The organism is Perlucidibaca piscinae DSM 21586, assembly GCF_000420045.1.
GTDB classification, from domain to species: domain Bacteria; phylum Pseudomonadota; class Gammaproteobacteria; order Pseudomonadales; family Moraxellaceae; genus Perlucidibaca; species Perlucidibaca piscinae.
This window is the reverse complement of record NZ_ATUE01000005.1, coordinates 204,603-229,392: the sequence shown is the minus strand read 5'-3', so window position 1 is coordinate 229,392 and position 24,790 is coordinate 204,603. Positions and strand designations below refer to the sequence as shown.

Below are 24,790 nucleotides of genomic sequence, written 5' to 3'. Positions count from 1 at the left end.
GGTATCAGGCGCTGAGGACCTCCGCCGTGGCCTTTTCAGCCAGTTCGGCGCGCAGGATGCGAGTGGCCCGGACCATCTCTGCCAGCGCAGCCTTCACCTCCGGCCAGCCGCGTGTCTTTAGCCCGCAGTCCGGATTGACCCACAGGCGCTCGGCCGGGATCTGGTGCAGGGCCTCGACCAGCAGATGCTGCATGGCATCAGCGCCCGGCACGCGCGGCGAATGGATGTCATAGACACCCGGGCCGATGGCGTTGGGGTAGCTGAACTCGCTGAACACTTGCAGCAGCTCCATGGCCGAGCGCGCCGTCTCGATGGTGATGACGTCGGCGTCCATGGCGGCGATCTGGCGTATGCAATCGTTGAAGTCCGAATAGCACATGTGGGTGTGGATCTGCGTTTCGCTACGCACGCCGCTGGCGGACAGGCGGAAGGCCTCGACCGCCCAGAGCCAGTAGGCGGCCTGCTCGGACTTGCGCAGCGGCAGGCCTTCGCGGAAGGCCGGCTCGTCGATCTGTATGACCTGAATGCCGGCGGCTTCCAGATCGACGACCTCGTCACGGATGGCCAGCGCGATCTGCGCGGCGATGTCCTCGCGCGCCAGGTCGTCACGCGGGAAGGACCAGCAGAGGATGGTCACCGGGCCGGTGAGCATGCCTTTCATGGGCTTGCGGGTCAGCGACTGCGCGAACTGCGCCCAGGACACCGTCATCGGTGCCGGACGGCTGACATCGCCGGCGATGATGGGTGGCTTCACGCAGCGGCTGCCGTAGCTCTGCACCCAGCCGTTGCGGGTGAACAGGAAGCCTTCCAGCTGTTCGCCGAAGTATTCGACCATGTCGTTGCGTTCCGGCTCGCCATGCACCAGCACATCCAGGCCCAGATCCTCCTGCACCTGCACCGACTCGGCCACGAATGCGCGCATGGCGTGCTCGTACTCGCTCTGGCTGATGCGTCCGGCCTTGAAGGCGGCGCGCGCCTGGCGGATTTCGGTGGTCTGCGGAAAGGAGCCTATGGTGGTGGTCGGCAGCGGCGGCAGCTGCAGCAGGGCCTGCTGCTGGCGAGCGCGCTCGGCGTAAGGGGCGCGCAGGCTGTCGGCGGCGGTCAGCGCGGCGACACGTTGACGCACGCCGTCATTGCGGCGCCAGGCGGCGGCGCGGCGGCTGGCCAGGGCCGACTCGGCGCTTGCGATGGCGGCGCACACGACCGGGCTGTCCGGCTCGGATGCGGCCAGACGCAGGATCTGCACCTCGTCGAGCTTCTGCACCGCGAAGGCGAGCCAGGACAGCGTTTCGGCCGGCAGGGTGGTCTCGTTGCGCAGGTCCACCGGCACATGCTGCAGCGAGGCCGAGCTGGCGATCCACAGGCGCTCGCCGAGACGCGCGTGCGCTTCACGGGCGATGCCGGCCAGGCGGCCGAGGTCAGCGCGCCAGATGTTGCGGGCGTCGACCAGGCCCAGCGACAGCACCTTGTACTCGGACAGGTTGTCGATGACGCGGCGCCATTCATCACCGCTGCGGGTGACGTCGATGTGCAGGCCTGCGACCGGCAGGCGGCTGGCCAGCCAGAGGTTGTCGGCAAGCGGGCCGAAGTAGGTTGTGAGCAGGACATTGATGCTGCGCGTCTGCAGGCGGTTGTAGGCCGACTCGAAGGCGGCCTGCCAGGCGGCCGGCAGATCCAGCGAGAGGATGGGCTCGTCGACCTGCACCCAGGTCACCCCGAGATCGGCCAGCTGCTGCAGGACCTGCGCGTACACCGGCAGCAGGCGGTCGAGCAGGTCCAGGCGCTCGAAGTCGCCGCCATAGGCCTTGCTCAGCCACAGATACGTCAGCGGGCCGATGACCACGGCCTTGACAGCGTGGCCCAGCGCCTGCGCCTCGCGCACCTCGTCGAACAGGCGCTGCGAGGACAGCGTGAACTGCTGGTCAGCGGTCAGCTCGGGGACCAGATAGTGGTAGTTGGTGTCGAACCACTTGGTCATCTCGGCGGCCGGCGCATCGCAGCCGCAGCGCGAGCGGCCACGAGCCATCAGGAACAGGGTGTCGAGGTCGACATCGGCATTGCCGCCGCCATGGTCGCCAGCAGCGTGGGCGCGGAAGCGGGCGGGGATGGCGCCGACCAAGGCCGAGGCGTTGAGCACCTGGTCGTAGTAGGCGAAGTCACCGACGGTGACGAAGTCCAGGCCGGCGTCGCGCTGCTGCGCCCAGTGGCGGGCGCGCAGGTCGCGGGCGGTCCGCTCCAGTTCGCTGCGCTCTATCTTGCCTGCCCAGTAGGCCTCGAGGACGACCTTGAGTTCGCGGGCGGCGCCTATGCGCGGAAAGCCCAGAATGTGTGCGTGCATGATGATTTACCTGCGGTCTGTGTTCAGGCCGGCAGTCTGCTGCGCGCGACCAATTGAAACAAACTCATTTTTTTACGAGAATCGGTGAATATTTCTAATGATTGGCCGCCATGATCGATATTCGCCAGTTGCGCACCCTCAAGGCCATCCAGGATGCCGGCTCGCTGGCGGCCGCCTCCGAGCGCCTGTTCCTGACCCAGTCGGCGCTCTCCCATCAGCTGCGTGAGCTGGAGTCCACGCTGGATGCGCCGGTGCTGATCCGCAAGACCCGGCCGCCGCGTTTCACGCCGGTGGGCGAGCGTCTGCTGGCGCTGGCGGATGTCGTCCTGCCGGCCCTGCGCCAGGCCGAGCGCGACATCGGCAAGCTCAACAGCGGCCAGGCCGGGCGCCTGATCATGGCCATCGAGTGCCACAGCTGCTTCGAGTGGCTGATGCCGACCATCAACAGCTTTCGTCAACACTGGCCCGAGGTCGAGCTGGACTTCCAGAGCGGTTTCCATGGCGATGCCCAGGACAGCCTGCGCGAGGGCGAGCTGGATTGCGTGGTCACCTCCAACCCCGGCGAGCACGAGGGCCTGTGCTTCGAGCCGTTGTTCGAGTACGAATCGGTGCTGGTTCTGGGCAATGGCCATCCGCTCAACGAGCGCGCACAGATACGTCCCGAGGATCTGGCCGGCGAGACGCTGATCACCTATCCGGTCGATGCCGGTCGCCTGGACATCTTCCAGCACTTCCTGACTCCGGCGGGCGTGATGCCGGCGCGTGTGCGTCATACCGAGCTGACGCTGATGATGGTGCAGCTGGTGGCCAGCGGACGCGGGGTCTGCGCGCTGCCGAACTGGGCGGCGGCCGAATATGTCGGACGTGGCTGGGTGCGCACACGGCCGCTTGGCGAGGGTGTCTGGTGCACGCTGCAGGCGGCGCTGCGCGAGCAGGACAGGGCGAGGCCCTATGTGCGTGACCTGCTGACCACCATCCGCGAGACCAGTCAGCGCTTCCTGGATGGCATACGACCGGTGGCGATGAGTGACTGAGTGTGACTTTCCGGTCATCATGTCGTCGGGCTGGCGTGCAATCTGCCAAGATGTCACTTGACATTGAATGTTGTCAGATATAACTTGCCAGCGTCCGATGTCAACATGCAGGCAGAACACGATGAAAGACTTCCAGAACAAGGTTGCAGCAATCACTGGCGCCGGCTCCGGGATGGGCCGCTCCCTCGCCATCCAGATGGCCAAGCGCGGCTGCCATGTGGCCCTCAGTGACATCAACGAGAAGGGCCTTGCCGAGACCGTGCAGCTGGTGGCGCCCTATGGCGTCAAGGTCACGTCGCAGAAGCTTGATGTTGCCAACAAGGATGCGGTATTCGCCTGGGCCGACCAGGTCGCGCGTGATCACGGCAAGGTCAACCTGATCTTCAACAATGCCGGCGTGGCGCTGGGCAGCGCCGTCGATGGCGGCAGCTACGAAGATCTGGAATGGATCATGAACATCAACTTCTGGGGCGTGGTGCATGGCACCAAGGCGTTCCTGCCCTACCTGAAGGATGCTGGCGAGGGCCACATCATCAACACCTCCAGTGTCTTCGGTCTGTTCGCGGTGCCGTCGCAGAGCGCCTACAACGCCTCCAAGTTCGCAGTACGCGGCTTCACCGAGGCCCTGCGCCAGGAGCTGGAGCTGCAGAAGGTCAACGTCAGCGCGACCAGCGTGCACCCCGGCGGCATCAAGACCAACATTGCCCGTGCCGCGCGCATGGACGAGTCCATCACCAAGATGGGCATGACCACCAACAGCACCGAGAAGTTCGAGAAGCTGTTCACCACCAGTGCCGACAAGGCCGCTGAGATCATCATCCGCGCCGTCGAGAAGAATCAGCGTCGCGTGCTCGTCGGCACCGATGCCAAGGTTCTCGACCTGATGGTGCGTCTGTTCCCGTCGACCTACCAGAAGCTGGTCTCGCTCAGTACCAAGTCCATGAAGTGATGTCGGTCTCGCGCATCCCCCTGCGCGACGGGCAGAGCCTGGCTGTCCGCGTCCTCGGGCGCGGCCGGCCGGTGCTCATGCTGCACGGACTTGGCATGCGAGGTGACCACTGGCTGCCGTTCATCCTGCCGCACCTGTCGCGTCATCGCTTCTACCTGCCTGATCTGCGTGGCGCGGGCCGATCCGCTGACACGCCGTTCAAGTCCGGCGACATCTTCCAGGCCCATGCCGAGGATGTTCAGGACCTGATTCGTCATTTCGGGCTCGACGAGCTTCTGCTGGTCGGCATTTCCCTGGGGGCGACCACGGCGCTGCATCTGCACCAGCTGGATGGCTTTTCCGGTGTCAGTCGCTACCTGCACATCGACCAGTCGCCCTGCATCGGCAACCGCAGCGACTGGCCTCACGGCCTGTTCGGTGCTCGTCAGGAGGCGCTTTTCGGCACCCTGCAAGGCATTCTCGAGCGGGTCAACGATTACCCGGCATGTCGTCGCTTTGCCGATCTGCCTGCGTCCGTGCGCCATGATGTCGGTGCCGACCTGGCGGACGTGCTGGCACTGATGGCGGGCGGGCGCGGTCTGAAGCCGCTCCTGTCGTTTCTGATGCGTCTGCCGGCGCCCGTGCTGGCGCGGATTCCGTTGCCGCTCGCCGACCTCGGGCAGATGCGCACCTACCTGCCTGCCTATGTGGCTGGCGGCCATGATTACCGGGCCTCACTGGCGACCTGCCGCATCCCCATCACGGTGTTCCTGGGGGCGCGTTCGCCACTGTATGCGGAGGCCGGTCAGCGTGTGGTGGCTGCGTACCATCCGGCGTCGCGTGTCGTGCGCTTCGAGCGTTCCGGTCACGTGCCGCTCAAGGACGAGCCGCTGCGTTTTGCGCGCGAGTTCGCGGACTTCCTCGCGACTGCCTGAGTACATAACAAAAGCCGTACGAAATCGTATGGCGTCTGACTCGGCATGCCGGCGCGTCTTTGTCATCCTTCACGCCTGTCCTGAGAGAGACCACGTTCATGATTGCTTCCTGTGCCCTCCTGCTGGTGGCGGTGTCCCAGCACATCGGCAACGAGATTGATTACGAAGAGTTTCATCCTGCCTTTGGTGTCGCCTGCGACAGCGAGCTGGTCGGTGATTTTTCTGCTGGCTATTTCCGCAACTCACAGCGCGATGACACGGTCTGGGCTGCCAAGCGGCAGTATTTGAAGACGGCAGAAAGCCCGTGGGGGCGCGCCTTCTACGAAGTAGGGCTGGCGCTGGGCTACAACGATTATCCGGTATTGCCGATGGGGCGCCTCGGCTATGACGTGATGAGCACGAAACGGGTGGGTGCCGAGCTCTTCCTGTTGCCCGGCATCGAAAAGGTCAACGGCAGTACCGACCTGTTTCTGGTCCTGGGGGCGCAGCTCAAGGTGCGCTGAGTGATGTCACGTCCGTGTCTGTACGCTGACGCTCCCTGACACGAAAAAACCGGCCATGATGGCCGGTTTTTTCATTCACCGCGCGCCGCTCACTCGCTGTCGAGGAAGGAGCGCAGGTGTTCCGAGCGACTCGGGTGGCGCAGCTTGCGCAGGGCCTTGGCCTCGATCTGGCGGATGCGCTCGCGGGTGACGTCGAACTGCTTGCCGACTTCCTCCAGCGTGTGGTCCGTGTTCATGTCGATGCCGAAGCGCATGCGCAGCACCTTGGCTTCGCGCGGGGTCAGGTTCTCCAGCACTTCGCGAGTGGCTTCGCGCAGGCCTTCGGCCGTGGCCGCATCGATCGGGGATACCATCAGCGTGTCCTCGATGAAGTCACCGAGGTGGCTGTCTTCATCGTCGCCAATCGGCGTTTCCATGGAGATCGGTTCCTTGGCGATCTTGAGCACCTTGCGAACCTTGTCTTCCGGCATGTCGAGACGCTCGCCCAGCTCTTCCGGCGTCGGCTCACGACCCATCTCCTGCAACATCTGGCGTGACACGCGATTGAGCTTGTTGATGGTCTCGATCATGTGCACCGGGATGCGGATGGTGCGCGCCTGGTCTGCGATGGATCGGGTGATGGCCTGACGGATCCACCAGGTGGCGTAGGTCGAGAACTTGAAGCCGCGACGGTACTCGAACTTGTCGACCGCCTTCATCAGGCCGATGTTGCCTTCCTGGATCAGGTCCAGGAACTGCAGGCCGCGGTTGGTGTACTTCTTGGCGATCGAGATCACCAGACGCAGGTTGGCCTCGACCATTTCCTTCTTGGCACGGCGGGCCTTGGCTTCGCCAATGCTGACGCGACGGCTGATGTCCTTGATCTCGGCGATGGTCAGCGCATGGCTGGTCTCGACCTCGAGCAGGCGCTGCTGCGCACGCAGGATGTCTTCGCGCTGGGCTTCGAGTGCCTTGGCCAGCGGCTTGCGGGTGACAACTTCGCGATCCAGCCACTCCAGGTCGGTTTCGTGGCCCGGGAAGTCGGTCAGGAACGTGGCACGATCCATCTTGGCGCGACGCACGCAGGCGACCATGACGGCGCGCTCCTGGGCGCGCACGGTGTCGACGGTTTCGCGGATGTGATCGGCGATGCCGTCATACACGCGCGGCGTCAGCTTGAACATCATGAACAGCTCGGCGAGCGTGTTCATCTGCGTCTGCCAGGACTTGTGCTCGCGGCCGTTGCGCTGCTCCGAGGCTTCGGTCTTGGCCAGCTGTTCGCGCAGGGCGTCGACGCGACCGCGCACCATCTCCATGTCGAGACCAGTGTCGGCTTCGCTTTCCTCGTCGTCGCCTTCGGCTTCCTCGTCGTCGTCCTCGGCTTCGTCAGCCTTGCTCTTGCCGCCGCCGGCGAGTGCAGCCAGTGCGGCCTCCTCGTCGATTTCCTCGGCGGTGGCAGGATCATCCGGATCCAGGAAGCCGGCGATGACATCGCCGATGCGGCGTTCGCCTGCTTCGACGGCATCGAATTCGTTGATCAGCAGCTCGACGGCGCCCGGCCAGTAGGCCATGGCGTGCAGCACGTCGCGAATGCCTTCCTCGATGCGCTTGGCAATCGCGATCTCGCCTTCGCGGGTGAGCAGCTCGACCGTGCCCATTTCGCGCATGTACATGCGTACCGGGTCGGTGGTGCGGCCGGGTTCGTTTTCCACCGACGCGAGCACGGCGGCGGCTTCCTCGGCGGCCAGTTCGTCATCACTGGCTTCCGGGGTTTCCTCGCGCATCAGGTCGTCGGCTTCGGGAGCGCGCTCGTGCACCGGAATGCCGAGATCGTTGAGCATCTGGATGATGTCTTCGATCTGTTCGCTTTCGGTGACCGACTCGGGCAGGTGGTCGTTGACCTCGGCATAGGTCAGGAAGCCCTGTTCCTTGCCCTTGGCGATCAGCGCCGCCAGCTGGGAATTGCGCTTGTCCTGATCCATCGGCTCGCCGTCAGCGGCGTCCTGCTTGTTCGGGTCTTGGCGATCAAGTTCGTTGGTGCTCATCGGGTCCCCGGCGCAACGGTGCGAAATCAAGAGCGGGATTATACGGTGTCGGCGCTGATTTTGTCAGCAGCACAGCGGCATCAGCGAGTCCCGCGCAAGCGCAGGGCAAGCTGGGCGTGCGCCTGCTTGAGCTCGCTCAATGCCTGCAGGATCTCGCGAGTCGGCTCCTGTTGAAGCTGCCGATGCAGATGATCGGCGCGGGCATCAAGGGCGCGTAGCTGCAGGCGCAGGCGCAGGTCCTCGGCCTCGCGTGCCGGATCCTCGCTGGGCGCGATGATGTCGCGTGCCATCAGCGCACCCAGGGCGTCGCCTTCATCGGTGCCGTGCCAGCTGCCGAGCAGGGCAGCGAGAGAGCGCCCGGGGTTGAGCTGCAGCGTGGCAAGGACCGCGTTGAGCAGGGGTGTTTCAGGGTCCTGCAGGCCGGACAGCAGGTCGTCGCTCCAGTGCATGGCCTGCTGCGGATCGCGCAGCAGGACCAGGATGGCCCGCGCCGACAGGGTCAGCGTGGCGCTGCGGTCCGGCACCGGGTAGCGCCCACGCGACGGTACGTCATTGTCGCGTCGCCGTTGCCAGGGTTTGCCGGAGCCGCGGTCCGGTCTGTGCGCGGGCGCGTCCTGCTCGGCATCGGCGGCCATCCAGGGCGGCATGTCGTCCCAGTCGGGCGGGAGGCTGGTGTCATGGCCGGCAGCGTCCTGCATGTCTGCTGCGCCTGGCAGGGGCGATGCGGCGGCAGGGCTTGCCGCGGGCTGCTGACGGGCTGCCTGCTGCTTGTCCGCCTGGGCCTGAAGCTGCGCCAGCTGCTGTTCAAGCACCTCCAGCGACAGCTCGGTGATGCTGCCCAGGCGCTGCAGCAGCAGGGTGCGGAACAGGCACTCGGGTACTTGCCGCAGCAGCGGAAGGGCTTCGCTGGCCAGGCGCGAGCGCCCTTCCAGCGTGTGCAGGGGAAGGTCTTCGCCGAGGTGGCGGAAGAGCTGATCGGCCAGTGGCACGGCATCGGCATCGATGCGGGCACGGAAGAGCTCGGGTCCCTCGCGGCGCACCAGCGAGTCCGGGTCCTCGCCATCGGGCAGAAACAGGAAGCGCACGCTGTAGCCGTCACGCAGGGCGGGCAGGGCACTTTCCAGGGCGCGCCAGGCGGCACGGCGTCCGGCAGCGTCTCCGTCGAAGCAGAACACCACGTCCGAGACCACGCGGAACAGGCGCTCGACATGGCTGGTGCTGGTGGCGGTGCCCAGCGTGGCCACGGCCTCGGGAATGCCGAACTGCGCCAGCGCCACCACGTCCATGTAGCCCTCGACCACCAGCAGGCGGGACAGCTTGCCGGACTGTCGCGCCTCGTACAGGCCGTAGAGCTCCTGACCCTTGTGGAATACCGGAGACTCTGGCGAATTCAGGTATTTCGGCTTGTCGTCGTTGAGCACGCGGCCGCCGAAGGCGATGACCCGGCCGCGAAAATCGCGGATCGGAAAGATCACGCGATCGCGCATGGCGTCATAGACCGACTGGCGCTGCTCGTTGCGTATCAGCAGGCCGGTCTGCAGCAGCAGCTCGCGCTGGCGGGCATCGCTGGCCAGGGCCTGCAGCAGGTTGTCCCAGCCGGGCGGGGCGTAGCCGAGGCGAAAAGCCTTGGCGACCGCACCGGTGACACCACGCTTGCGCAGATAGCTGACCGCGCGCTCGCGCGCCGGCGCCGTGCGCAGTTGCTGCTCGAAGTGCTTCGCGGCGGTTTCCAGCAGGTCGTAGAGCGGCTGATGCGAATCGCGCGGAGGCGACTTGCCGTCACGTGTCTCGGGCAGGGTCAGGCCGGCGGCGCCGGCCAGCTGCTTGAGACTGTCGATGAACTCCAGCCGGTCGTGCTCCATCAGGAAGCTGAGGGCATTGCCGGTCGCGCCGCAGCCGAAGCAGTAATAGAACTGCTTTTCGCGGTTGACGGTGAAGGAGGGGGACTTTTCGGTGTGGAACGGGCAGCAGGCCGTGTAGTTCTTGCCGGCGCGCTTGAGCTTTACCCGTGCATCCACCAGATCGACGATGTCGGTGCGCAGCAGCACCTCGTCAATGAAGCTCTGGGGAATGCGACCGGTCGACATGCGTGTGGTGTCCGCGAATGGAGCAGGCAGTGTGCGTCAGCGCAAACGGACAGGCAACACCGTGACGCCTTGGCGAGACGCGGTGCAGCAGCTGACGCGGTCAGCTCAGGCGGGATTTCACGCGCTGCGACAGGGCGCCGACATCGGCACGACCGGCAACCATGGGTCGCAGCAGATTCATCACCTTGCCCATGTCGCGGGCCGAGGTGGCGCCGGCTTCGGCGATGGCGGCCGAAATCAGCGCATCGAGCTCGGCCTCGGACAAGGGCTCGGGCAGGAAGCTCTGCAGCACGGTGATTTCCGCCAGCTCCCCGGCAGCCAGCTCCGGACGTCCGCCCTGCTCGTAGGCAGTTGCCGACTCGCGACGCTGCTTGACCAGCTTTTCCAGAACGGCCAGCGTGCGTGCGTCATCAAGCTCGATGCGCTCGTCGACCTCGATCTGCTTGATGGCAGCCAGGGCCATGCGAACGACACCGAGACGCGGCTTGTCCTGCGCGCGCATGGCATCTTTCATGGCTTGGGTCAGACGGTCTTTCAGAGCGGGCATGGCGAGGCATTTCCAGACGCCCGGGACGACCAGGACCGGTCATCCCGAACGGGCGCAGGGATCAGTACAGACGCGTGGTCTTGACGGCTTCGCGCTGGACCTTCTTGGCGTGGCGCTTCACAGCGGCAGCGGCCTTGCGCTTGCGCTCCTGCGTCGGCTTCTCGAAGAACTCGCGCTTGCGCACGTCAGCCAGCACACCGGCCTTTTCGCAGGAACGCTTGAAACGACGCAGGGCGACGTCAAACGGTTCGCCTTCTTTCACTTTGACCTGGGGCATGTATGCTCACCTGTAACGCTGAATGGGGACGACAGACAGTCGTGGGGCGCGGATTTTAGCCAGATCTGCGCGCAATGGCAAATCCCTTGGCAGCAACGCTACACTTCCCGCCTTTAAGACGCCCAGAAACAAGGATACCGCATGCGCGTGCTCGGCATTGAAACCTCCTGCGACGAGACCGGTGTCGCCATCTTCGATGACGCCCTGCCGGCTGGCGAGGGCCTGCTCGCGCACCGTCTCTACAGCCAGATCGACATGCATGCCGACTACGGCGGCGTGGTGCCCGAGCTGGCCTCGCGCGACCACATCCGCAAGCTGGTGCCGCTGGTGCGCGAGGTCATGACGGCTGCCGGCTGCCAGCCGCAGGACATCGGCGGCATCGCCTACACGGCCGGCCCCGGTCTCGCCGGCGCCCTGCTCACCGGTGCCCTGATGGCACGCTCCCTGGCCTATGCCTGGAAGGTGCCGGCGATACCCGTGCACCACATGGAGGGCCATCTGCTGGCGCCCCTGCTGGAAGCACGTGCGCCCGGGTTTCCCTTCGTGGCATTGCTGGTGTCCGGCGGTCATACCCAGCTCATGCGCGTGGATGGCATCGGTCGCTACCAGCTCCTGGGCGAGTCCATCGACGATGCTGCCGGCGAGGCCTTCGACAAGGTCGCCAAGATGCTGGACCTGAACTATCCCGGCGGTCCCGAGGTGGCTCGTCTGGCGCTGCAGGGCAACCCCGAGGCATTCGCCTTCCCGCGCCCCATGCTTGATCGCCCCGGACTGGACTTCTCCTTCAGCGGCCTCAAGACCGCTGTGCTCACTGCGCGCAACCAGACGCCGGACTACCCGCAAAAGACCGCCGACCTCTGCGCCAGCTTCGAGGCTGCCGCCGTGGACACCCTGATTCGCAAGTGTCTGCGCGCGCTCAAGGAAACCGGCCTCAAGCGTCTGGTGCTGGCCGGTGGCGTCAGCGCCAACCGCAAGCTGCGCCATGATCTTGCCGAGGCACTGAAACCGCTGGGCGGCGAGGCCTTCTACCCGGCACCAGCGTTCTGCACCGACAACGGTGCCATGATCGCCTACGCGGGCTGCCAGCGTCTGCGCGCGGGCGAACGGGCGGGTCTGGAGGTCAGCGTCAAGGCGCGCTGGCCGATGACGGAGTTGCCGGCGGTCGGGTAGATCTGTTGAGCGCTGGCGGATGCGTATCTGTGGAAAACTCGCCGTGAACCCGTCCCTGGGGGCTCGGCTCGGCATCCATGCCTCGCACGGTTTTCCACAGATACGCATCCGCCAGCGATTCGACAGTTACTACGGATGCTCAAGAGAAGCAGTAACAAGACGACGGCTCAGTCGCACAACGGACTGCCTGCTGCGGGGCGGGGAGCAGCTGTCAAAACCGTCGCACGCCATGGATGGCGTGCGCGAGCCTACAGGGATGTATTCACGGCGTGTTTTGACGGCTGTTCCCCGCCCTGCACACCAACGATATGTCCGATTATTTGCCCCCGAACTTCCGCTCCCGTCCCTCGATCAGCGCCTTGATGTTTTCCTTGTGCCGCGCCAGCAGCAGCAGGCTCATGCCGACCACGCCCAGCATGGCCTCCGGCATCAGCCAGTTGGCGAGAAAGGGGGCGGCCACGAAGGCGGTGATGGCGCCGACCGACGAGATGCGCGTGAGCGCGAAGCCGGCTATCCATAGCACGATCACGAACATGCCGACCTGCCAGTGCAGGGCCAGCAGCACGCCCAGCGCCGTGGCCACGCCCTTGCCGCCCTCGAAGCGGAAAAAGATCGGGTAAAGGTGGCCGAGAAAGGCGGCGAAGCCGATCGCGCTTAGCAGCATGTCGTCCATGCCCAGCTCGCGACCGATCAGCACCGGAATCACGCCCTTGAGCATGTCGCCGGTGAGGGTCAGCAGGGCGGCTGGCTTGCCGCCGAGCCGCAGCACGTTGGTGGTGCCGGGATTGCCGGAGCCATCGGTGCGCGGGTCGGGCAGGCCCATGAGGCGGCAGACGATGATGGCGGCCGAGACAGAACCCAGCAGATAGGCGAGAATCAGCGCCGCAAACGCAAGCAGGTCAGGGCTCATCGGGGGCTCCGGCACAGAAGGTTATGGCATCCTAGCAAGGAGGTCATCCGGCGACGAGGGCTGCAGTGGACATTGTGTATATCCGGGACTTCAAGATCGACACCGTGATCGGCATGTTCCAGTGGGAACGCCGCATCCAGCAGACCCTGAGTCTGGACCTGGAGATGGCCTGGGACATCCGGCCGGCAGCGGCCAGCGACGCCATCGTCGATGCCCTTGATTACCGCGCGGTATCGGAGCGTCTGAAGGCGCATGTGTCCTCGGCGCATTTCCAGCTCGTCGAGACCCTGGCGGAGTCCATCTGGGGCATCCTGCGTGACGAGTTCCACGTGCCCTGGCTGCGTCTGCGTGTGAGCAAGCCGGGTGCGGTGCGCGGTGCGTTTGACGTTGGCGTGCTGATCGAGCGCGGCACCCGGCCGGCCATGGCCTGAGCACCACGTGCCACGCGCCGACAGCTCGTGCGGCCTCCGGTCGGACGCCTGCGTTCAGCCCCAGACGCTGCGCCCGCCGTCGACGGCAACAATCTGTCCGCTGATGTAGCTGGCGCCGGTGATCAGGTAGGTCACGGTCTCGGCAATCGCGTCGACGCCGCCCTCGCGACCCAGCGGGATGCTGCGCAGGATCTCGCGCTGCAGGTCGGCATCCATCTCGCCCTCACCCTCCGGCCAGAGAATGGCGCCCGGTGCCACGCCATTGACGCGAACCGCCGGGGCCAGATCCTTGGCCAGTGCCTTGGTCATCGCCGCCAGCGCGGCCTTGGCCATGCAGTAGACCACGTGCCCGGCGAGCGGGTAGTCGGCATGGATGTCAGTGATGTTGACCACGGCGCCACGGCCGGACGCACGCAGGGCCGGCGCCAGTGCCTGGGTCAGGAACAGCGGCGCGCGGGCGTTGCTGCCAAACAGGCGATCCCAGTCCGCGTCGGTGATGTCGCCGACCGGCGTAGGGTGGAAGGTCGAGGCGTTGTTGACCAGGGCATCAAGGCGACCGCAGGCGGCGATGGCAGCCTCGGCCAGCGGCGTGATGACTGACGGATCATCGAGATCGGCGACCAGGACATGGGCGGAACCGGCACGCAGCGCATTGAGCTCGGCAGCCAGGCGGTCGGCATCGTCACGGCTGCGCCGGCAGTGCAGCAGCACGGTCCAGCCCCGGGCATGAAGCTGGCGCGCGGTGGCGGCGCCGACGCGGCGGCCGGCGCCGGTGATCAGGACAACAGGGTGGTCAGCGGGCATTGAGTGACTCTCGTCGGGCGCGATGAGCGTCGCGATAGGCGCACAGCCGTTCGCGACGGGTTGCCTTCAGCTGTGCCGCGAGCTCCATGCCCTGGATGCCGCGCGCCAGCCAGTCGGCCACGTCTATTTGCCCACACTGCTGAGCGCCACGCCAGTAGTCAGCCTGCCAGTAGGGAATGTCTTCAAGGCCGGTGCGGCCACGGGCATCGGCCTCGCAGGCCAGCAGAAACTCCTCGAATCGCTCCGGCCGGCGCCAGGCGTCCAGCGCCTCAAGTCTGGCCAGCAGGGTATCTCCGCGCAGCTCGTCGGCCCGGTGGCAGTCGAGGTGGAACTCACCGACCAGCAATGCCAGCTCCTGCGTGGCTTTCGGCACCTTGAGGCGGGCACAGACCTGGCGAATCAGCGGCAGCCCCCGGCGCTCGTGCCCGCTGTGACGAGGCAGCACGTCAGTGGGTGTCAGTGCCTTGCCGAGATCATGCACCAGCACCGCGAAGCGGATGCGTGTCGATGGCGTCAGCCGGGCCGCCTGGGCCAGACAGAGCAGGATGTGCAGCCCGGTGTCGACCTCCGGGTGGTAGTCGTCACGCTGCGGCACGCCGAAGCAGTTGGCGACTTCGGGAAACAGCACGCGCAGGGCGCCGCAGGCACGCAACACCTCGAAATACACGGCCGGATGCGCCTCGCCAAGGGCGCGTTCGGTCTCCTGCCAGACTCGCTCGGGTGTCAGCGCCGCGAGCTCGCCGCTGTCGCCGAGCTGCCGCATCAGCGCCAGTGTTTCCGGGGCGACCCGGAAGCCCAGGTCATGGTAGCGGGCGGCAAAGCGCGCCACGCGCAGCACGCGCAGCGGATCTTCGGCAAAGGCGGGCGAGACATGCCGCAGCCAGCGTCCGTCGAGATCTGCCCGGCCGCCCCAGGGGTCCACCACGCTGCCATCCGGCAGCTCGGCCATGGCATTGATGGTCAGGTCACGGCGCTGCAGGTCCTCTTCCAGCGTGATGTCGGGGCTGAAGTCGCAGACGAAGCCGTGGTAGCCCTGCCCCTGCTTGCGTTCGGTGCGCGCCAGGGCATATTCCTCGCCGGTCTGCGGGTGCAGGAAGACCGGAAAGTCGCGACCGACCTGGCGATAGCCCCGGTCCAGCAGCCATGACGGCTCGGCGCCGACCACCACCCAGTCGATTTCGTGGAACGGACGTCCGAGCAGGCGATCACGCACGGCACCGCCGACGCGATAGATCTGCGGCGTCTCGCCGGCCATCATTGCAGCCCCGGCCGGCTGTGGAAGCGCTGGCCATCCTCCAGTCTCCAGGCACACAGGTGATGGCCCCAGACACAGCCATGGTCGAGCGCGACATGCGGCGAGGGCGAGGCATCACCGAGCAGGGCGGCCCAATGCCCGAACAGCAGGCGCGCCTCGCCGAGGCCGGGGTTGTCGAGCGCGAACCAGGCCTGCAGATGCGGCGGTGCCTCGGCCAGCTCCCCCTTGAAGGCGAAGTCCAGGCCACCCTGCGGATCGAGCAGGCGCATGCGGGTGAGGAAGTTGGTGATAACGCGCAGCCGCGTGGTGCCAGCGAGGCTGTCATCCCAGCCGGCTGGCTCGTTGCCGTACATGGCGGCGAGAAAATCGCGGGCATCGGGGCCACGCAGGGCCTGCTCGACCTCGCGCGCGTGCTGGCGCGCCTGCGCCAGCGACCAGACGGGCGGGATGCCGGCATGGGTAAGCACATGATGACCGGGCAGCTCCAGCAGCAGGTGACGCTGCTGCAGCCAGTCCATCAGCGGTTGCCGGTCCGGGGCATCGAGGATGGCCTGGGTGTTGTCCTTGCTCCTGGCGCGGGCCAGGCCATGGTGCACGGCGATCAGATGCAGGTCGTGGTTGCCGAGCACGCTGTCGGCCACCAGCGGACCGAGGCCGTGAATCAGGCGCAGCGTGCCCAGCGAGTCGGGCCCGCGCGCCACCAGGTCGCCGGCGAAATACAGGCGGTCGACAGCGGGATCGAAGGCGATGCGTTCGAGCAGGTCCTCAAGGGCGGCACGGCAGCCCTGCACGTCGCCAATGGCATAGTGCGCCATCAGTTCAGCACGCGCGGAATCGCCAGGGTGAACGCCGGAATCGGTGACTCGAAGCGCTCGCCGACCTCGTCGATCATGCCGTAGGAGCCGTGCATGCTGCCCACCGGTGTTTCCAGCACGGTGCCACTGGTGTATTCGAAGAACTCGCCGGGGGCCAGTGTCGGCTGCTCGCCGATGACGCCGTCACCACGCACTTCCTGCACCCGCGCCTCGGCGTCGGTGATGATCCAGTGCCGGGTCAGCAGCCGGGCCGTGCGCCGTCCCTCGTTGCTGATGCGGATGTGGTAGGCGAAGACGTAGCGCTTCTCCTGCGGGTTCGAGGGCTCGGCCAGGTACTCGCTGCGTACCTGGACGCTGATGCCGTGCGCGTCCACGGCACGTGCGGATTGACTCATGAAGACAGCTCCACCACGGCATTGGTCAATGCCACGTAGTCTGCCACGGACACGGTTTCCGGGCGACAGCCGCCATCCACGCCGGCGCGCGCCAACGTCTCCGGCGGGTAGCGTTTGAGGGCATTGCGCAAGGTTTTCCGACGCATGGTAAAGGCCGCAGTGACCAGCTCGCCCAGCAGGCGCTCGTCGCGACAGGGATGCGGCAGCTGCGCATGCGGGGTCAGGCGCACGATGGCCGAGGTCACCTTGGGCGGCGGACTGAAGGCTTCCGGCGGCACGTCGAACAGCCACTCGGCCTGGCAGCGGTACTGCACCATCACGCTGAGGCGGCCGTAATCGTTGCTGCCCGGCTCGGCGCAGAGGCGGTCGATGACCTCCTTCTGCAGCATGAAATGCATGTCGCGGATCACGCCGCTGTGGCCGAGCAGATGAAAGATCAGTGGCGTCGAGATGTTGTAGGGCAGGTTGCCGATCACGCGCAGATCGGCGGCGCCTGCGCTGGCCAGTGGCGTGAAGTCGAAGTCGAGGGCATCCCCCTCGTGGATGATCAGTTCGCCGAGGCCGGCCAGGGTCTGCGGCAGTCGTGCCGCCAGGTCGCGGTCCAGCTCGACCACCTGCAGGCGACCCAGCGCCGGCAGCAGCACCTTGGTCAGTGCGCCGAGTCCGGGGCCGATCTCGACCACGTTCTGGTCGCGCGCCGGCTGGAAGCTGGCGACGATCTGGTGAATCACGCGCTGGTCATTGAGGAAGTTCTGGCCGAAGCGCTTGCGCGCGGTATGGCCTTCGACCACGCGGGAGGAGTGTCTGCTGCTCATGCCGGCTCCTTGGCTGCGGTCTCGGGGTGGCGTGCCGCCACCATGGTCAGGGCGTCACGGATGGCGGCACACAGGCTGCCGGTCTCGGCACGGCCGCTGCCGGCCAGTGACAGGGCGGTGCCATGGTCAACCGAGGTGCGGATGACAGGCAGTCCCAGGGTGATGTTCACGGCCTCGCCGAAGCCGGCGTGCTTGAGCACGGGCAGGCCTTGGTCGTGGTACATGGCCAGCACGGCATCGGCGCCGGCCAGCAGACGCGGCGTGAACAGGGTGTCGGCGGGCAGCGGTCCGGTCAGATCCAGACCCTGCGTGCGCAGGCTGTCCAGCGTCGGAATGATCACGTCCAGTTCCTCGCGACCGAGGTGGCCGTCCTCGCCGGCATGCGGGTTGAGGCCGGTGACCAGGATGCGCGGACGGGCAATGCCGAACTTGTCGCGCAGGTCGGCATCGAGGATGGTCAGCACCCGCGTCAGCAGGTCCGGGGTGATGGCATCCGCTACCGCGCGCAAGGGCAGGTGGGTGGTGGCCAGGGCCACGCGCAGGCCGGGGCAGGCCAGCATCATCACCACCTGGTCGACGCCGCAGCGGGCCTGGAAGTATTCGGTATGACCGCTGAACGGCACGCCGGCCGCGTTGATCACCGACTTCTGCACCGGCGCCGTGACCAGCGCCTGCACCTGGCCGGCCAGGGCCAGATCGCAGGCGACGCGCAGGGTTTCCAGCACATAGGCGGCATTGCCGGCGTCAAGCTGGCCAGGGACCTCCTGACGAGCCAGCATGACGGGTGCCACGGCCAGTGTGCCGGGCTGGTGCATGCGGGCCGGCGCATCCGGGGCGAAGTCATGCAGCCGCAGCGGCAGCCCCAGACGGGCGGCGGCGCGTGTCAGCAGGGATGGATCCGCGACAGCCACCAGCTCGGCCGGCCAGGCCTGTTGGGCAATCTGCACGACGAGGTCGGGGCCGATGCCTGCGGGTTCGCCCGGAGTCAGGGCAAGACGGGGAATCATGAGGGAGGGAGCATCCTGAGCGTCGGTCATCCACCCCATTGTGCCATAGCAGACGACCTGAGAGAGGGGAGTGGACGCCGACGTGGACGCAGGCTCGAGGCATCTGCCGCAAAGACGCCGGAACCGGTCACCGGCGCGTGTTGACGCTTCCGGGGACAGTTGGCATTGTCGGGTTCCGGGCAGCTCCGGCCAAGTAAAAATCCCGTAAAAACTTTTGTTGCCGACGCATGCGCCGCTCTCTGACGGTGCTCGACAAGGAGCGTGACTATCTCGTTCAGCTGGCCTGTGTGGCGACCGTATCTGCTGGCGACAGGCATCATGGCCCTGGCCATGACGCTGGCCTGGCTGCTGCAGCCCTATGTCTCGCTGCCCAACCTGGTGCTGCTGTTCGTGCTGGCGGCGGTCTGCGTGGCGTTTCTGGCCGGCCAGGGGCCCGCGCTGCTGGCGTCGGTGCTGGCGGGTGTCGCCTATGCCGTGGTCTACGTGCCCTGGCACTATGTCGACCTCGCCGAGTCGGGGCAATACCTGATCACCATGGCCATCACGGTCGGCCTCAGCGTGCTCATCAGTCAGCTCGCCACGCGCTGGCGTGACAAGGCCATGGAGTCGGCCGCGCGTGCCCAGGAGCTTGATCGTCTCTATCGCTACACCCGCGAGCTGGAAACCGAGAAGCTGCGCAATTCCGTGCTCAGTGCACTGTCGCATGACCTGCGCACGCCGCTGGCCAGTCTGGTCGGTGCGTCCTCGTCGCTGCTCTCGGACGAGCTGTCGCTGCAGCCGCAGGCGCGTCAGGAGCTGGCCGAGCTGATCTATGACGAGTCACGGCGCATGCAGCTGCTGGTCGAGAACCTGCTCGAGCTGGCACGTCTGGAGTCCGGACCGGTGCAGCTGCAGCAGGACTGGCAGGCGCTGGAGGAGATTCTCGGCGCGGTGATCCCGCCCTGGCGCCGCACGCTGGCGCCACGCGGCATTCGCGTCAGCCTGCCCGAGGAGCTTCCGCTGCTGCGCTTCGATCCGCGCCTCATCGAGCGCGTGTTCGCCAATCTGCTGGAGAACATCGGCAAGTACACGCCTGAGGAAACCCAGGTGCAGATCCAGGCCTATGCCGACAGCGACAGCGTCATCATCCAGGTCATGGATGACGGTCCCGGCTTCACCGATGATGCCGATCGTCTGTTCGAGAAGTTCTATCGCGGTGACATGGCCACGCCCGGGCAGGGTGCCGGCCTAGGCCTGGCCATCTGCCGTGCCATCATGGAGGCACACGGCGGCAGCATCCAGGCGGCACATCGGCAGCCGCGCGGCACGGTGTTCACGCTCACCCTGCCGCGTGCCACCGAGCCGCTGCCCGAGCCGCCGGAAGGAGAAGCGTCATGAGTGTCGACATCCTGATCATCGAGGATGAGCCCGGCCTGTCGCGCATGCTGGCCACCACGCTGGGTGCGCAGGGCTACGCGGTGTCCACCGCCATGCGTGCCGACGAGGCGCTGGCACGGGTTGCCGTCGATGACCCGGCGCTGATCCTGCTCGACCTCGGCCTGCCCGATGGCGACGGCCTGCAGTTGCTGCCACTGCTCAAGCAGCGCTGTCAGGCCCAGGTGCTGATCGTGTCGGCACGTGATCAGGAGAGCGACAAGATCGCCGCGCTCGATGCCGGTGCCGAGGACTACCTGACCAAGCCCTTCAGCGTTGCCGAGCTGCTGGCGCGTCTGCGCGTGGCGCAGCGTCGGCGGCAGGAGGCGGCACCGGTGACGCAGTGCTATCGCGCCGGCGAGCTGGTGGTGGATCTGGATCAGCGTCAGGTGAGCCTGGCCGGCGAGCCGGTCAAGCTCACCCCCAAGGAGTACCAGCTGCTGGCCATCCTGGCCCAGGCGGGCGGCCGGGTGGTCACTCACGCGCAGCTGCTGCAGGCGATCTGGGGACGGCACCACAGCGACGACACTCATTATCTGCGCATCTATTTGCGCCAGCTCCGGCAGAAGCTGGAACGTGACGCCAGCGAGCCGCGCTACCTCCTTACCGAGCCGGGGGTGGGCTACCGCCTCGGCGACGGAACCGCTTGACGCAAAACGCCTCGGGGGGACTGGGGTGAGAGGGTGCCTGGCATCCCTCCCACCCCAGTCCCCCCGAGGCGTTCATTCACTGAGGTGGTCGCCGAGGCGATGGCCCACCCCGTTCATGTCAGCGCGGTTGTGCGCCTCGGAAGTCCACGTACGACTCCGAGCGCAGCTCGCGCAGCCACACCGCCAGCTCCTCGTCGTAGGCGCGGGCATAGAGAATCTGGCGCGCACGGTCCTTGAGCACCGATTCACGCATGTCCTGGCGACGTTCGCCTTCGACACGCAGGATGTGCCAGCCGAAGCTGCTCTGGAAGGGGGCGCTGATCTCGCCGATGCGGGTCTGCCCGATCATGCGGTCAAACTCCGGCACCATGTCACCGGGAGACACCCAGCCGAGATCGCCCCCCTTGATGGCCGAACCCGGATCCTGCGACTTCAGGCGGGCCAGGTCGGCGAAGTCGCTGCCCTTCTTGAGCTGGTCATGAATGGCGAGCATGGCCTGATGCACATCATCCACCGACTGCAGGTCATTTGGACGCATCAGCAAGTGACGCACCTTGCGCTGAATCACCACCGTGGTGGGCGCTGGCGGAGGCGGTGGCAGCGCGGCATCCGGCGTGCGCTGCTCGCGACGATCCATGATCCAGAGCAGATGCCAGCCACGTGGCGAGCGGATCAGGTCTGGCGACTGGCCCGCCAGGGCGCGCTTCAGCGGCTCCACCAGCAGGCTGGGCATCTGGGCTTCGGTGCGCCAGCCGAGGTCTTCGATGGCCGCCTCGCCGGAGAGCTTGCGGCCCAGGCTGTCGATGACCTCTTCCGGCGACTTGCCGCTGCGCTGGGCAGCCAGCAGCTGCTGAGCCAGCTCGGTGAGCCTGGCTTCCTGCTTGGCCGGGGCATTTTCCTCGATGGCCACGGTGACCTGGGTCACCAGATACTGGGGTTCGACCGGCTTGGCGGCAGCGGGGGGCGTGACCGGCAGCTGCTTGAGCTGGGCATCGAGCTGGCGGTTGAGTTCGGCGCCAGCCGGGGTGGCCATGAACTGGGCGACATCAGCATCGGTGATGCGAATGCGCTCGGCCATGCGGCGCTGGCGCAGGCGCTCGATGACCTGCTCGCGCTCGACGGCGGTACGCACCGAGGCGAAGCTGCTGCCCGGAGTCTTGTCGAGCTGGGCACGGAAGGCATCCAGGCTCATGCCGTTGGCGCGTGCCATGGCGGTCAGGGCGGCCACCACGCTGGCATCTTCGGTGCGGATGCCATTGCGCTCGGCCAGCTGCAGTTGCAGTACTTCCAGAATCAGCTGCTCACGCGCCTGGGCGAAGAGCTGGGCATCCGGCGGCACGGGCGTGTTGCGCTGCTGCAGCTGGAAGCGCAGGTCGCTCATGCGGGCATCGATTTCCGAGTTCAGGATCACGCCATCGTTGACGATGACTGCCACCTGGTCCAGCGGACGCGGTGCGGCATGAGCCGTCGCACCCAGCCAGAGTGCCGGGGTGAGAAACAACAGGGCTGACAGGTGACGCCACATCAGAAGTTTTCCTCTTTCTGCTGAAGTTGGGTGTAGCCGAAGACATTCTTTTCCAGCAGGGCATCGACGCCGCTGCCGACGCCGGCGAGGCCCTTGAGCGAGACCTCGACGAAGATGGCCTTGCGCTCGCGGTCGCTGGTTTCGCTGATGGCGGCCGCATCGGCCAGGTAGCGGCGCTGGAACACGCGAACCTGCCAGCAGCAGGACTCGTAGGACACGCCGAGCAGCGATTCCTGGGTTTCCTCGCGCTGGGTGTCGTAGTTCCACAGGCCGAGCAGCTTCCAGCGCAGGCCCAGCGGCTTGATGAACGAGAGATGGGTCTGGCTCACGGCCTGCTGGCCGATGGTCAGGTCCTCGACGCGGTAGCGGTAGCCGGCGTTGTACAGGCTGCCACCGGACAGGGGTCGCAGGTTGACTGCCGCGCTGTACTGCGACAGGCGTCCGCCCTCCGGATTGAGCAGGGCGTCAGCGAACACCGACAGCTCCTCGTTCGCACGCCAGGTCAGGTTGCCGGCGTAGCTGGAGGTGGGCTGGTCAGCCACCGGCGGGACCACCAGCCCGGTCACGGGCAGGCGCACTTCACGGTCACGGAAGTAGATGATCTGGCCCACCGACGCGGACAGATTCTCGAAGCCCTCGGCATTGGACCAGCGCGTGGTGACGCCGGCCGACACCTGGTTGGCATCATCAATGCGGTCGCTGCCCGAGAAGCGCGAGTCGCGGAACAACTGGTCGTAGGCGAAGGTGATGTTGGACGAGTCGAAGTTCGGGTTGTCGACCTGATCCTTGAACGGCGCAAACAGGTAGTACAGGCGCGGCTCGATGGTCTGGCTGCTGCCGCTGGCACTGAAGCGCTCGAAGATCAGGCCGCTGTCCAGGCTCAGCGTGGGAATGGTCAGCGACGGGTTGTTGTTGCCGCTGGCGCCATCGCCCTCCAGGGAGTACTGCAGGTGCGAGAGCTTGGCGCCCGGACGCACATAGCCCCAGGGCCGGCTGTAGTCATAGCGCAGCGAGGGGTCCAGACGCATGCGCAGGCCATTGATCTCGGGCACGCTGCCGTCACTGACGTCACGCTGGAAGTTGGCGACTTCGGCACGCAGGTTGGTCTGCCAGCCCGGCAGCCTGTCCTTTTCCGTGGTGACCAGGATCTGCGGCAGACGCGCATAGGGGCGGTCGCCATCGAGCAGGTCCGGATCGATGGTCTGGAAGCCCTGGACACGACCAAGCACGTTCCAGCGTCCCTGGGTGTAGTTGATCTCGCCGACCCGCTCCTGATGCGTGCGGTTGCTGACCGTGAGGTCATTGCCGAGGTCGGTGAAGTAGGCGAAGTCGGACACGTAGTTGAGCGAGGTGCGGGCACTCCAGCCCTCGCCCCAGCTGGCGCGATGGTTGTAGCTGCCGCGCTTGCGATCACGTCCGTCGAGCTGGTCGTCAGGCAGGTATTCGCCCTCGATCTCGCCCGAGCCCAGCGACTGCGTCAGGTAGCGCAGCTCGCCCTCCATCATGGCGCCACGACGGTTGATCAGACGCGGTGTCACGGTGGCATCGACCTGTGGCGCGATGTTCAGGTAGATCGGCACCGACAGGTCGAAGCCGCCGTCATTGGTGTTGCCGAAGCGCGGAATCAGGAAGCCGGTCATGCGCCGGTCATCGATCGGAAAGCGGTAGTAGGGCAGATAGACCACCGGTACATCGCCCAGACGCAGCTTGGCATGGGTGACTTCACCGATGCCGGTGTTCGGGTTCAGGGTGATGTCGCTGGCGTCGAAGGACCAGCTGCGCGCACCCGGAGCACAGGTGGTGTAGATGCCTCGCTCGATGTAGGTCACGCCATCCGGCAGCCGGCGAATCTGCTCGGCACGACCATGGGCATTGATGTCACTGGAGATGAATTCGGTGGACTGCAGCTGGCCGGCACGGCTGTTGACGTTGATCACGGCCTGGTCGGCAGTGACCAGCAGGCCGGGCTCGGCAAGGCGGATGTTGCCGTCGAAACGCGCGAACTCGCGGTCTTCGGTCAGCGTGCCGTTGTCGGCCTCGACCAGACGTCCGGGCTGCTCGATTCGAACCTGGCCGCTGAGCACCGCTTCACCGTTGTCGCGGTAGAACAGGCTGTTGGCCAGGGCTTTCACATCTTCGGCATCGAACGGTTTGACCTGGACGCTGGAGGCGATGGGGGTCACCCATGCGCCTTCACAGGTGGCGTCGACCTTGGGGCGCCGTGCCTCGGGCAGACTGGCGATTTCGGCGCTGCTCATCCAGCCCAGACGTTCGCCGACGGTGTCGATGTCGGCCAGTGCGCCAGCGGCACGCGGAGACACTGCAGGGGCTTCGACGCCCTCCGGGGAGGGTGCTGATGCAGCGGCAATCGGTGTGGCAATGCTGCTCGTTGCAGCGGCTGGTGTCTCGGCGGATACCGGCGTCAGCGGCACAGACGAGCTGACCCAGTTCGCGTCAGTGGCGATGCTGGTGCTGGCGGTCGCGGGGGTGGCAGGCGCAGGCGACGCGGACGTGCTGGCTGCTGGAACGGATGCAGCCGGCAGCGACGGTTGCGGTGTCGCGGGCTCGGGAGCCGGTTCGGCGGGTGCCGGCTGCGCTGAGGCGGGTGCTGCCGGGGGTGTCCACAGCACCTCGTCCGGACCCTCGCCCGCAAGCATCTCGGCGGAGGTGGTGGCCCAGCCCTGAACGCGAGGTGCCTGGGGCAGAACGCGCACGGTCTGTGCCGGTTGCGCCGCGCTGGTTGTCGCCTTGACCGGGCGCTTTTTCACCGCAGCCTGTGCATCCGGAGTGGCAGCCAGTGCCACCAGCACGGCGGCGGCGAGGGGAGTCAGGCGCCAGCGCGGGCGCGTCACCGAAAAATCACCAGACGTCGAGATCATGGCACCGGAGTCATTGGGTCTTGAAGACATTTGGCCGATAATAGTTTC

Annotated in this window: 22 protein-coding genes; 8 read left to right on the top strand and 14 right to left on the bottom strand. The window is 66.4% G+C overall.

The annotated features are described in order from the left end of the window. Positions 1 to 4: 4 nt before the first annotated feature. Positions 5 to 2,341: a 5-methyltetrahydropteroyltriglutamate--homocysteine S-methyltransferase gene (gene metE, locus F595_RS0101095; RefSeq protein ID WP_156873756.1), complete on the bottom strand. Its 2,337-nt coding sequence runs from the start codon at positions 2,339 to 2,341 to the stop codon at positions 5 to 7. A gap of 107 nt (positions 2,342 to 2,448) precedes the next feature. On the opposite strand from metE, the gene F595_RS0101090 reads away from it, so the two are divergent. From F595_RS0101090 to F595_RS0101075, 4 genes are all read left to right on the top strand, one after another. Then, positions 2,449 to 3,372: a LysR family transcriptional regulator gene (locus F595_RS0101090; protein ID WP_022955022.1), complete on the top strand. Its 924-nt coding sequence runs from the start codon at positions 2,449 to 2,451 to the stop codon at positions 3,370 to 3,372. A gap of 121 nt (positions 3,373 to 3,493) precedes the next feature. Beyond that, positions 3,494 to 4,321 carry an SDR family NAD(P)-dependent oxidoreductase gene (locus F595_RS0101085; RefSeq protein WP_022955021.1) on the top strand — a complete coding sequence of 276 codons (828 nt, stop codon included), beginning with the start codon at positions 3,494 to 3,496 and terminating at the stop codon, positions 4,319 to 4,321. Next, the gene (locus F595_RS0101080) at positions 4,321 to 5,235 is read left to right on the top strand and encodes an alpha/beta fold hydrolase (protein ID WP_022955020.1); all 915 of its coding nucleotides are present in this window, start codon (positions 4,321 to 4,323) and stop codon (positions 5,233 to 5,235) included. Before F595_RS0101085 ends, F595_RS0101080 begins: the two co-directional genes overlap by 1 nt. A 98-nt stretch (positions 5,236 to 5,333) precedes the next feature. Continuing rightward, positions 5,334 to 5,738 (top strand): hypothetical protein, encoded by a 405-nt coding sequence (locus F595_RS0101075; RefSeq protein ID WP_022955019.1) that lies wholly within the window; start codon positions 5,334 to 5,336, stop codon positions 5,736 to 5,738. An 89-nt stretch (positions 5,739 to 5,827) separates the two neighbouring features. Here F595_RS0101075 and rpoD read toward each other — a convergent pair whose 3' ends face one another. From rpoD to rpsU, 4 genes are all read right to left on the bottom strand, one after another. Continuing rightward, entirely contained in the window at positions 5,828 to 7,762 is a 1,935-nt protein-coding gene (gene rpoD / locus F595_RS0101070; RefSeq protein WP_022955018.1) for an RNA polymerase sigma factor RpoD, read from the bottom strand. Between the two features lie 80 nt (positions 7,763 to 7,842). Next, the gene (gene dnaG, locus F595_RS12155) at positions 7,843 to 9,849 is read right to left on the bottom strand and encodes a DNA primase (protein WP_022955017.1); all 2,007 of its coding nucleotides are present in this window, start codon (positions 9,847 to 9,849) and stop codon (positions 7,843 to 7,845) included. A gap of 100 nt (positions 9,850 to 9,949) precedes the next feature. Next, a complete protein-coding gene (locus tag F595_RS0101060; RefSeq protein ID WP_022955016.1) occupies positions 9,950 to 10,396 on the bottom strand; it encodes a GatB/YqeY domain-containing protein in 447 nt (148 codons plus the stop codon). A gap of 61 nt (positions 10,397 to 10,457) precedes the next feature. Continuing rightward, positions 10,458 to 10,673, bottom strand: a complete 216-nt coding sequence (gene rpsU / locus F595_RS0101055; RefSeq protein WP_022955015.1) for a 30S ribosomal protein S21 — start codon at positions 10,671 to 10,673, stop codon at positions 10,458 to 10,460. Positions 10,674 to 10,814: 141 nt separating this feature from the next. On the opposite strand from rpsU, the gene tsaD reads away from it, so the two are divergent. Beyond that, positions 10,815 to 11,843, top strand: a complete 1,029-nt coding sequence (tsaD, locus tag F595_RS0101050) for a tRNA (adenosine(37)-N6)-threonylcarbamoyltransferase complex transferase subunit TsaD (RefSeq protein ID WP_022955014.1) — start codon at positions 10,815 to 10,817, stop codon at positions 11,841 to 11,843. 316 nt (positions 11,844 to 12,159) lie between these two features. Here tsaD and plsY read toward each other — a convergent pair whose 3' ends face one another. After that, complete coding sequence (gene plsY / locus F595_RS0101045) at positions 12,160 to 12,753, bottom strand: glycerol-3-phosphate 1-O-acyltransferase PlsY (RefSeq protein ID WP_022955013.1); 594 nt, start codon at positions 12,751 to 12,753, stop codon at positions 12,160 to 12,162. A 65-nt stretch (positions 12,754 to 12,818) separates the two neighbouring features. On the opposite strand from plsY, the gene folB reads away from it, so the two are divergent. Beyond that, the gene (gene folB, locus F595_RS0101040) at positions 12,819 to 13,184 is read left to right on the top strand and encodes a dihydroneopterin aldolase (protein WP_022955012.1); all 366 of its coding nucleotides are present in this window, start codon (positions 12,819 to 12,821) and stop codon (positions 13,182 to 13,184) included. 54 nt (positions 13,185 to 13,238) lie between these two features. Here the strand turns inward: folB and F595_RS0101035 are convergent, their stop codons facing one another. The 6 genes from F595_RS0101035 to pdxA are packed head-to-tail and all read right to left on the bottom strand — an operon-like array spanning position 13,239 to position 18,275. Beyond that, positions 13,239 to 13,988, bottom strand: a complete 750-nt coding sequence (locus F595_RS0101035) for a pteridine reductase (RefSeq protein ID WP_022955011.1) — start codon at positions 13,986 to 13,988, stop codon at positions 13,239 to 13,241. Beyond that, on the bottom strand, positions 13,978 to 15,246 hold the full coding sequence (locus F595_RS0101030) for a multifunctional CCA addition/repair protein (RefSeq protein ID WP_022955010.1): 1,269 nt from the start codon (positions 15,244 to 15,246) through the stop codon (positions 13,978 to 13,980). The genes F595_RS0101035 and F595_RS0101030 overlap by 11 nt, the downstream gene beginning before the upstream one ends. Further along, positions 15,243 to 16,058, bottom strand: coding sequence for a symmetrical bis(5'-nucleosyl)-tetraphosphatase (locus tag F595_RS0101025; protein WP_022955009.1), 816 nt, complete (start codon positions 16,056 to 16,058; stop codon positions 15,243 to 15,245). Before F595_RS0101025 ends, F595_RS0101030 begins: the two co-directional genes overlap by 4 nt. Next, positions 16,058 to 16,453, bottom strand: a complete 396-nt coding sequence (apaG, locus tag F595_RS0101020) for a Co2+/Mg2+ efflux protein ApaG (RefSeq protein WP_022955008.1) — start codon at positions 16,451 to 16,453, stop codon at positions 16,058 to 16,060. Before apaG ends, F595_RS0101025 begins: the two co-directional genes overlap by 1 nt. Further along, positions 16,450 to 17,268, bottom strand: a complete 819-nt coding sequence (gene rsmA / locus F595_RS0101015) for a 16S rRNA (adenine(1518)-N(6)/adenine(1519)-N(6))-dimethyltransferase RsmA (RefSeq protein WP_040567932.1) — start codon at positions 17,266 to 17,268, stop codon at positions 16,450 to 16,452. Before rsmA ends, apaG begins: the two co-directional genes overlap by 4 nt. Continuing rightward, positions 17,265 to 18,275: a 4-hydroxythreonine-4-phosphate dehydrogenase PdxA gene (gene pdxA, locus F595_RS12150; protein ID WP_022955006.1), complete on the bottom strand. Its 1,011-nt coding sequence runs from the start codon at positions 18,273 to 18,275 to the stop codon at positions 17,265 to 17,267. The genes rsmA and pdxA overlap by 4 nt, the downstream gene beginning before the upstream one ends. A gap of 261 nt (positions 18,276 to 18,536) precedes the next feature. Between pdxA and F595_RS0101005 the strand changes: the two genes are divergently transcribed. Both F595_RS0101005 and F595_RS0101000 read left to right on the top strand, forming a co-directional pair. Then, a complete protein-coding gene (locus tag F595_RS0101005) occupies positions 18,537 to 19,652 on the top strand; it encodes a sensor histidine kinase (protein WP_156873755.1) in 1,116 nt (371 codons plus the stop codon). Beyond that, positions 19,649 to 20,338 carry a response regulator gene (locus F595_RS0101000; protein ID WP_022955004.1) on the top strand — a complete coding sequence of 230 codons (690 nt, stop codon included), beginning with the start codon at positions 19,649 to 19,651 and terminating at the stop codon, positions 20,336 to 20,338. Before F595_RS0101005 ends, F595_RS0101000 begins: the two co-directional genes overlap by 4 nt. Before the next feature lie 118 nt (positions 20,339 to 20,456). Here F595_RS0101000 and F595_RS0100995 read toward each other — a convergent pair whose 3' ends face one another. After that, positions 20,457 to 21,863, bottom strand: a complete 1,407-nt coding sequence (locus tag F595_RS0100995) for a peptidylprolyl isomerase (protein ID WP_022955003.1) — start codon at positions 21,861 to 21,863, stop codon at positions 20,457 to 20,459. Then, positions 21,863 to 24,742, bottom strand: coding sequence for an LPS-assembly protein LptD (gene lptD / locus F595_RS0100990; protein ID WP_022955002.1), 2,880 nt, complete (start codon positions 24,740 to 24,742; stop codon positions 21,863 to 21,865). Before lptD ends, F595_RS0100995 begins: the two co-directional genes overlap by 1 nt. Positions 24,743 to 24,790: the final 48 nt, after the last annotated feature.

Excerpts from the sequence above, each read along its gene's own strand:
- F595_RS0101090 (WP_022955022.1), top strand. The coding sequence starts at position 2,449 with ATGATCGATATTCGCCAGTTGCGCACCCTCAAGGCCATCCAGGATGCC.
- F595_RS0101085 (WP_022955021.1), top strand. The coding sequence starts at position 3,494 with ATGAAAGACTTCCAGAACAAGGTTGCAGCAATCACTGGCGCCGGCTCC.
- F595_RS0101080 (WP_022955020.1), top strand. The coding sequence starts at position 4,321 with ATGTCGGTCTCGCGCATCCCCCTGCGCGACGGGCAGAGCCTGGCTGTC.
- F595_RS0101075 (WP_022955019.1), top strand. The coding sequence starts at position 5,334 with ATGATTGCTTCCTGTGCCCTCCTGCTGGTGGCGGTGTCCCAGCACATC.
- rpoD (WP_022955018.1), bottom strand. The coding sequence starts at position 7,762 with ATGAGCACCAACGAACTTGATCGCCAAGACCCGAACAAGCAGGACGCC.
- dnaG (WP_022955017.1), bottom strand. The coding sequence starts at position 9,849 with ATGTCGACCGGTCGCATTCCCCAGAGCTTCATTGACGAGGTGCTGCTG.
- F595_RS0101060 (WP_022955016.1), bottom strand. The coding sequence starts at position 10,396 with ATGCCCGCTCTGAAAGACCGTCTGACCCAAGCCATGAAAGATGCCATG.
- rpsU (WP_022955015.1), bottom strand. The coding sequence starts at position 10,673 with ATGCCCCAGGTCAAAGTGAAAGAAGGCGAACCGTTTGACGTCGCCCTG.
- tsaD (WP_022955014.1), top strand. The coding sequence starts at position 10,815 with ATGCGCGTGCTCGGCATTGAAACCTCCTGCGACGAGACCGGTGTCGCC.
- plsY (WP_022955013.1), bottom strand. The coding sequence starts at position 12,753 with ATGAGCCCTGACCTGCTTGCGTTTGCGGCGCTGATTCTCGCCTATCTG.
- F595_RS0101035 (WP_022955011.1), bottom strand. The coding sequence starts at position 13,988 with ATGCCCGCTGACCACCCTGTTGTCCTGATCACCGGCGCCGGCCGCCGC.
- F595_RS0101030 (WP_022955010.1), bottom strand. The coding sequence starts at position 15,246 with ATGATGGCCGGCGAGACGCCGCAGATCTATCGCGTCGGCGGTGCCGTG.
- F595_RS0101025 (WP_022955009.1), bottom strand. The coding sequence starts at position 16,058 with ATGGCGCACTATGCCATTGGCGACGTGCAGGGCTGCCGTGCCGCCCTT.
- apaG (WP_022955008.1), bottom strand. The coding sequence starts at position 16,453 with ATGAGTCAATCCGCACGTGCCGTGGACGCGCACGGCATCAGCGTCCAG.
- rsmA (WP_040567932.1), bottom strand. The coding sequence starts at position 17,268 with ATGAGCAGCAGACACTCCTCCCGCGTGGTCGAAGGCCATACCGCGCGC.
- pdxA (WP_022955006.1), bottom strand. The coding sequence starts at position 18,275 with ATGATTCCCCGTCTTGCCCTGACTCCGGGCGAACCCGCAGGCATCGGC.
- F595_RS0101000 (WP_022955004.1), top strand. The coding sequence starts at position 19,649 with ATGAGTGTCGACATCCTGATCATCGAGGATGAGCCCGGCCTGTCGCGC.
- F595_RS0100995 (WP_022955003.1), bottom strand. The coding sequence starts at position 21,863 with ATGTGGCGTCACCTGTCAGCCCTGTTGTTTCTCACCCCGGCACTCTGG.
- lptD (WP_022955002.1), bottom strand. The coding sequence starts at position 24,742 with ATGATCTCGACGTCTGGTGATTTTTCGGTGACGCGCCCGCGCTGGCGC.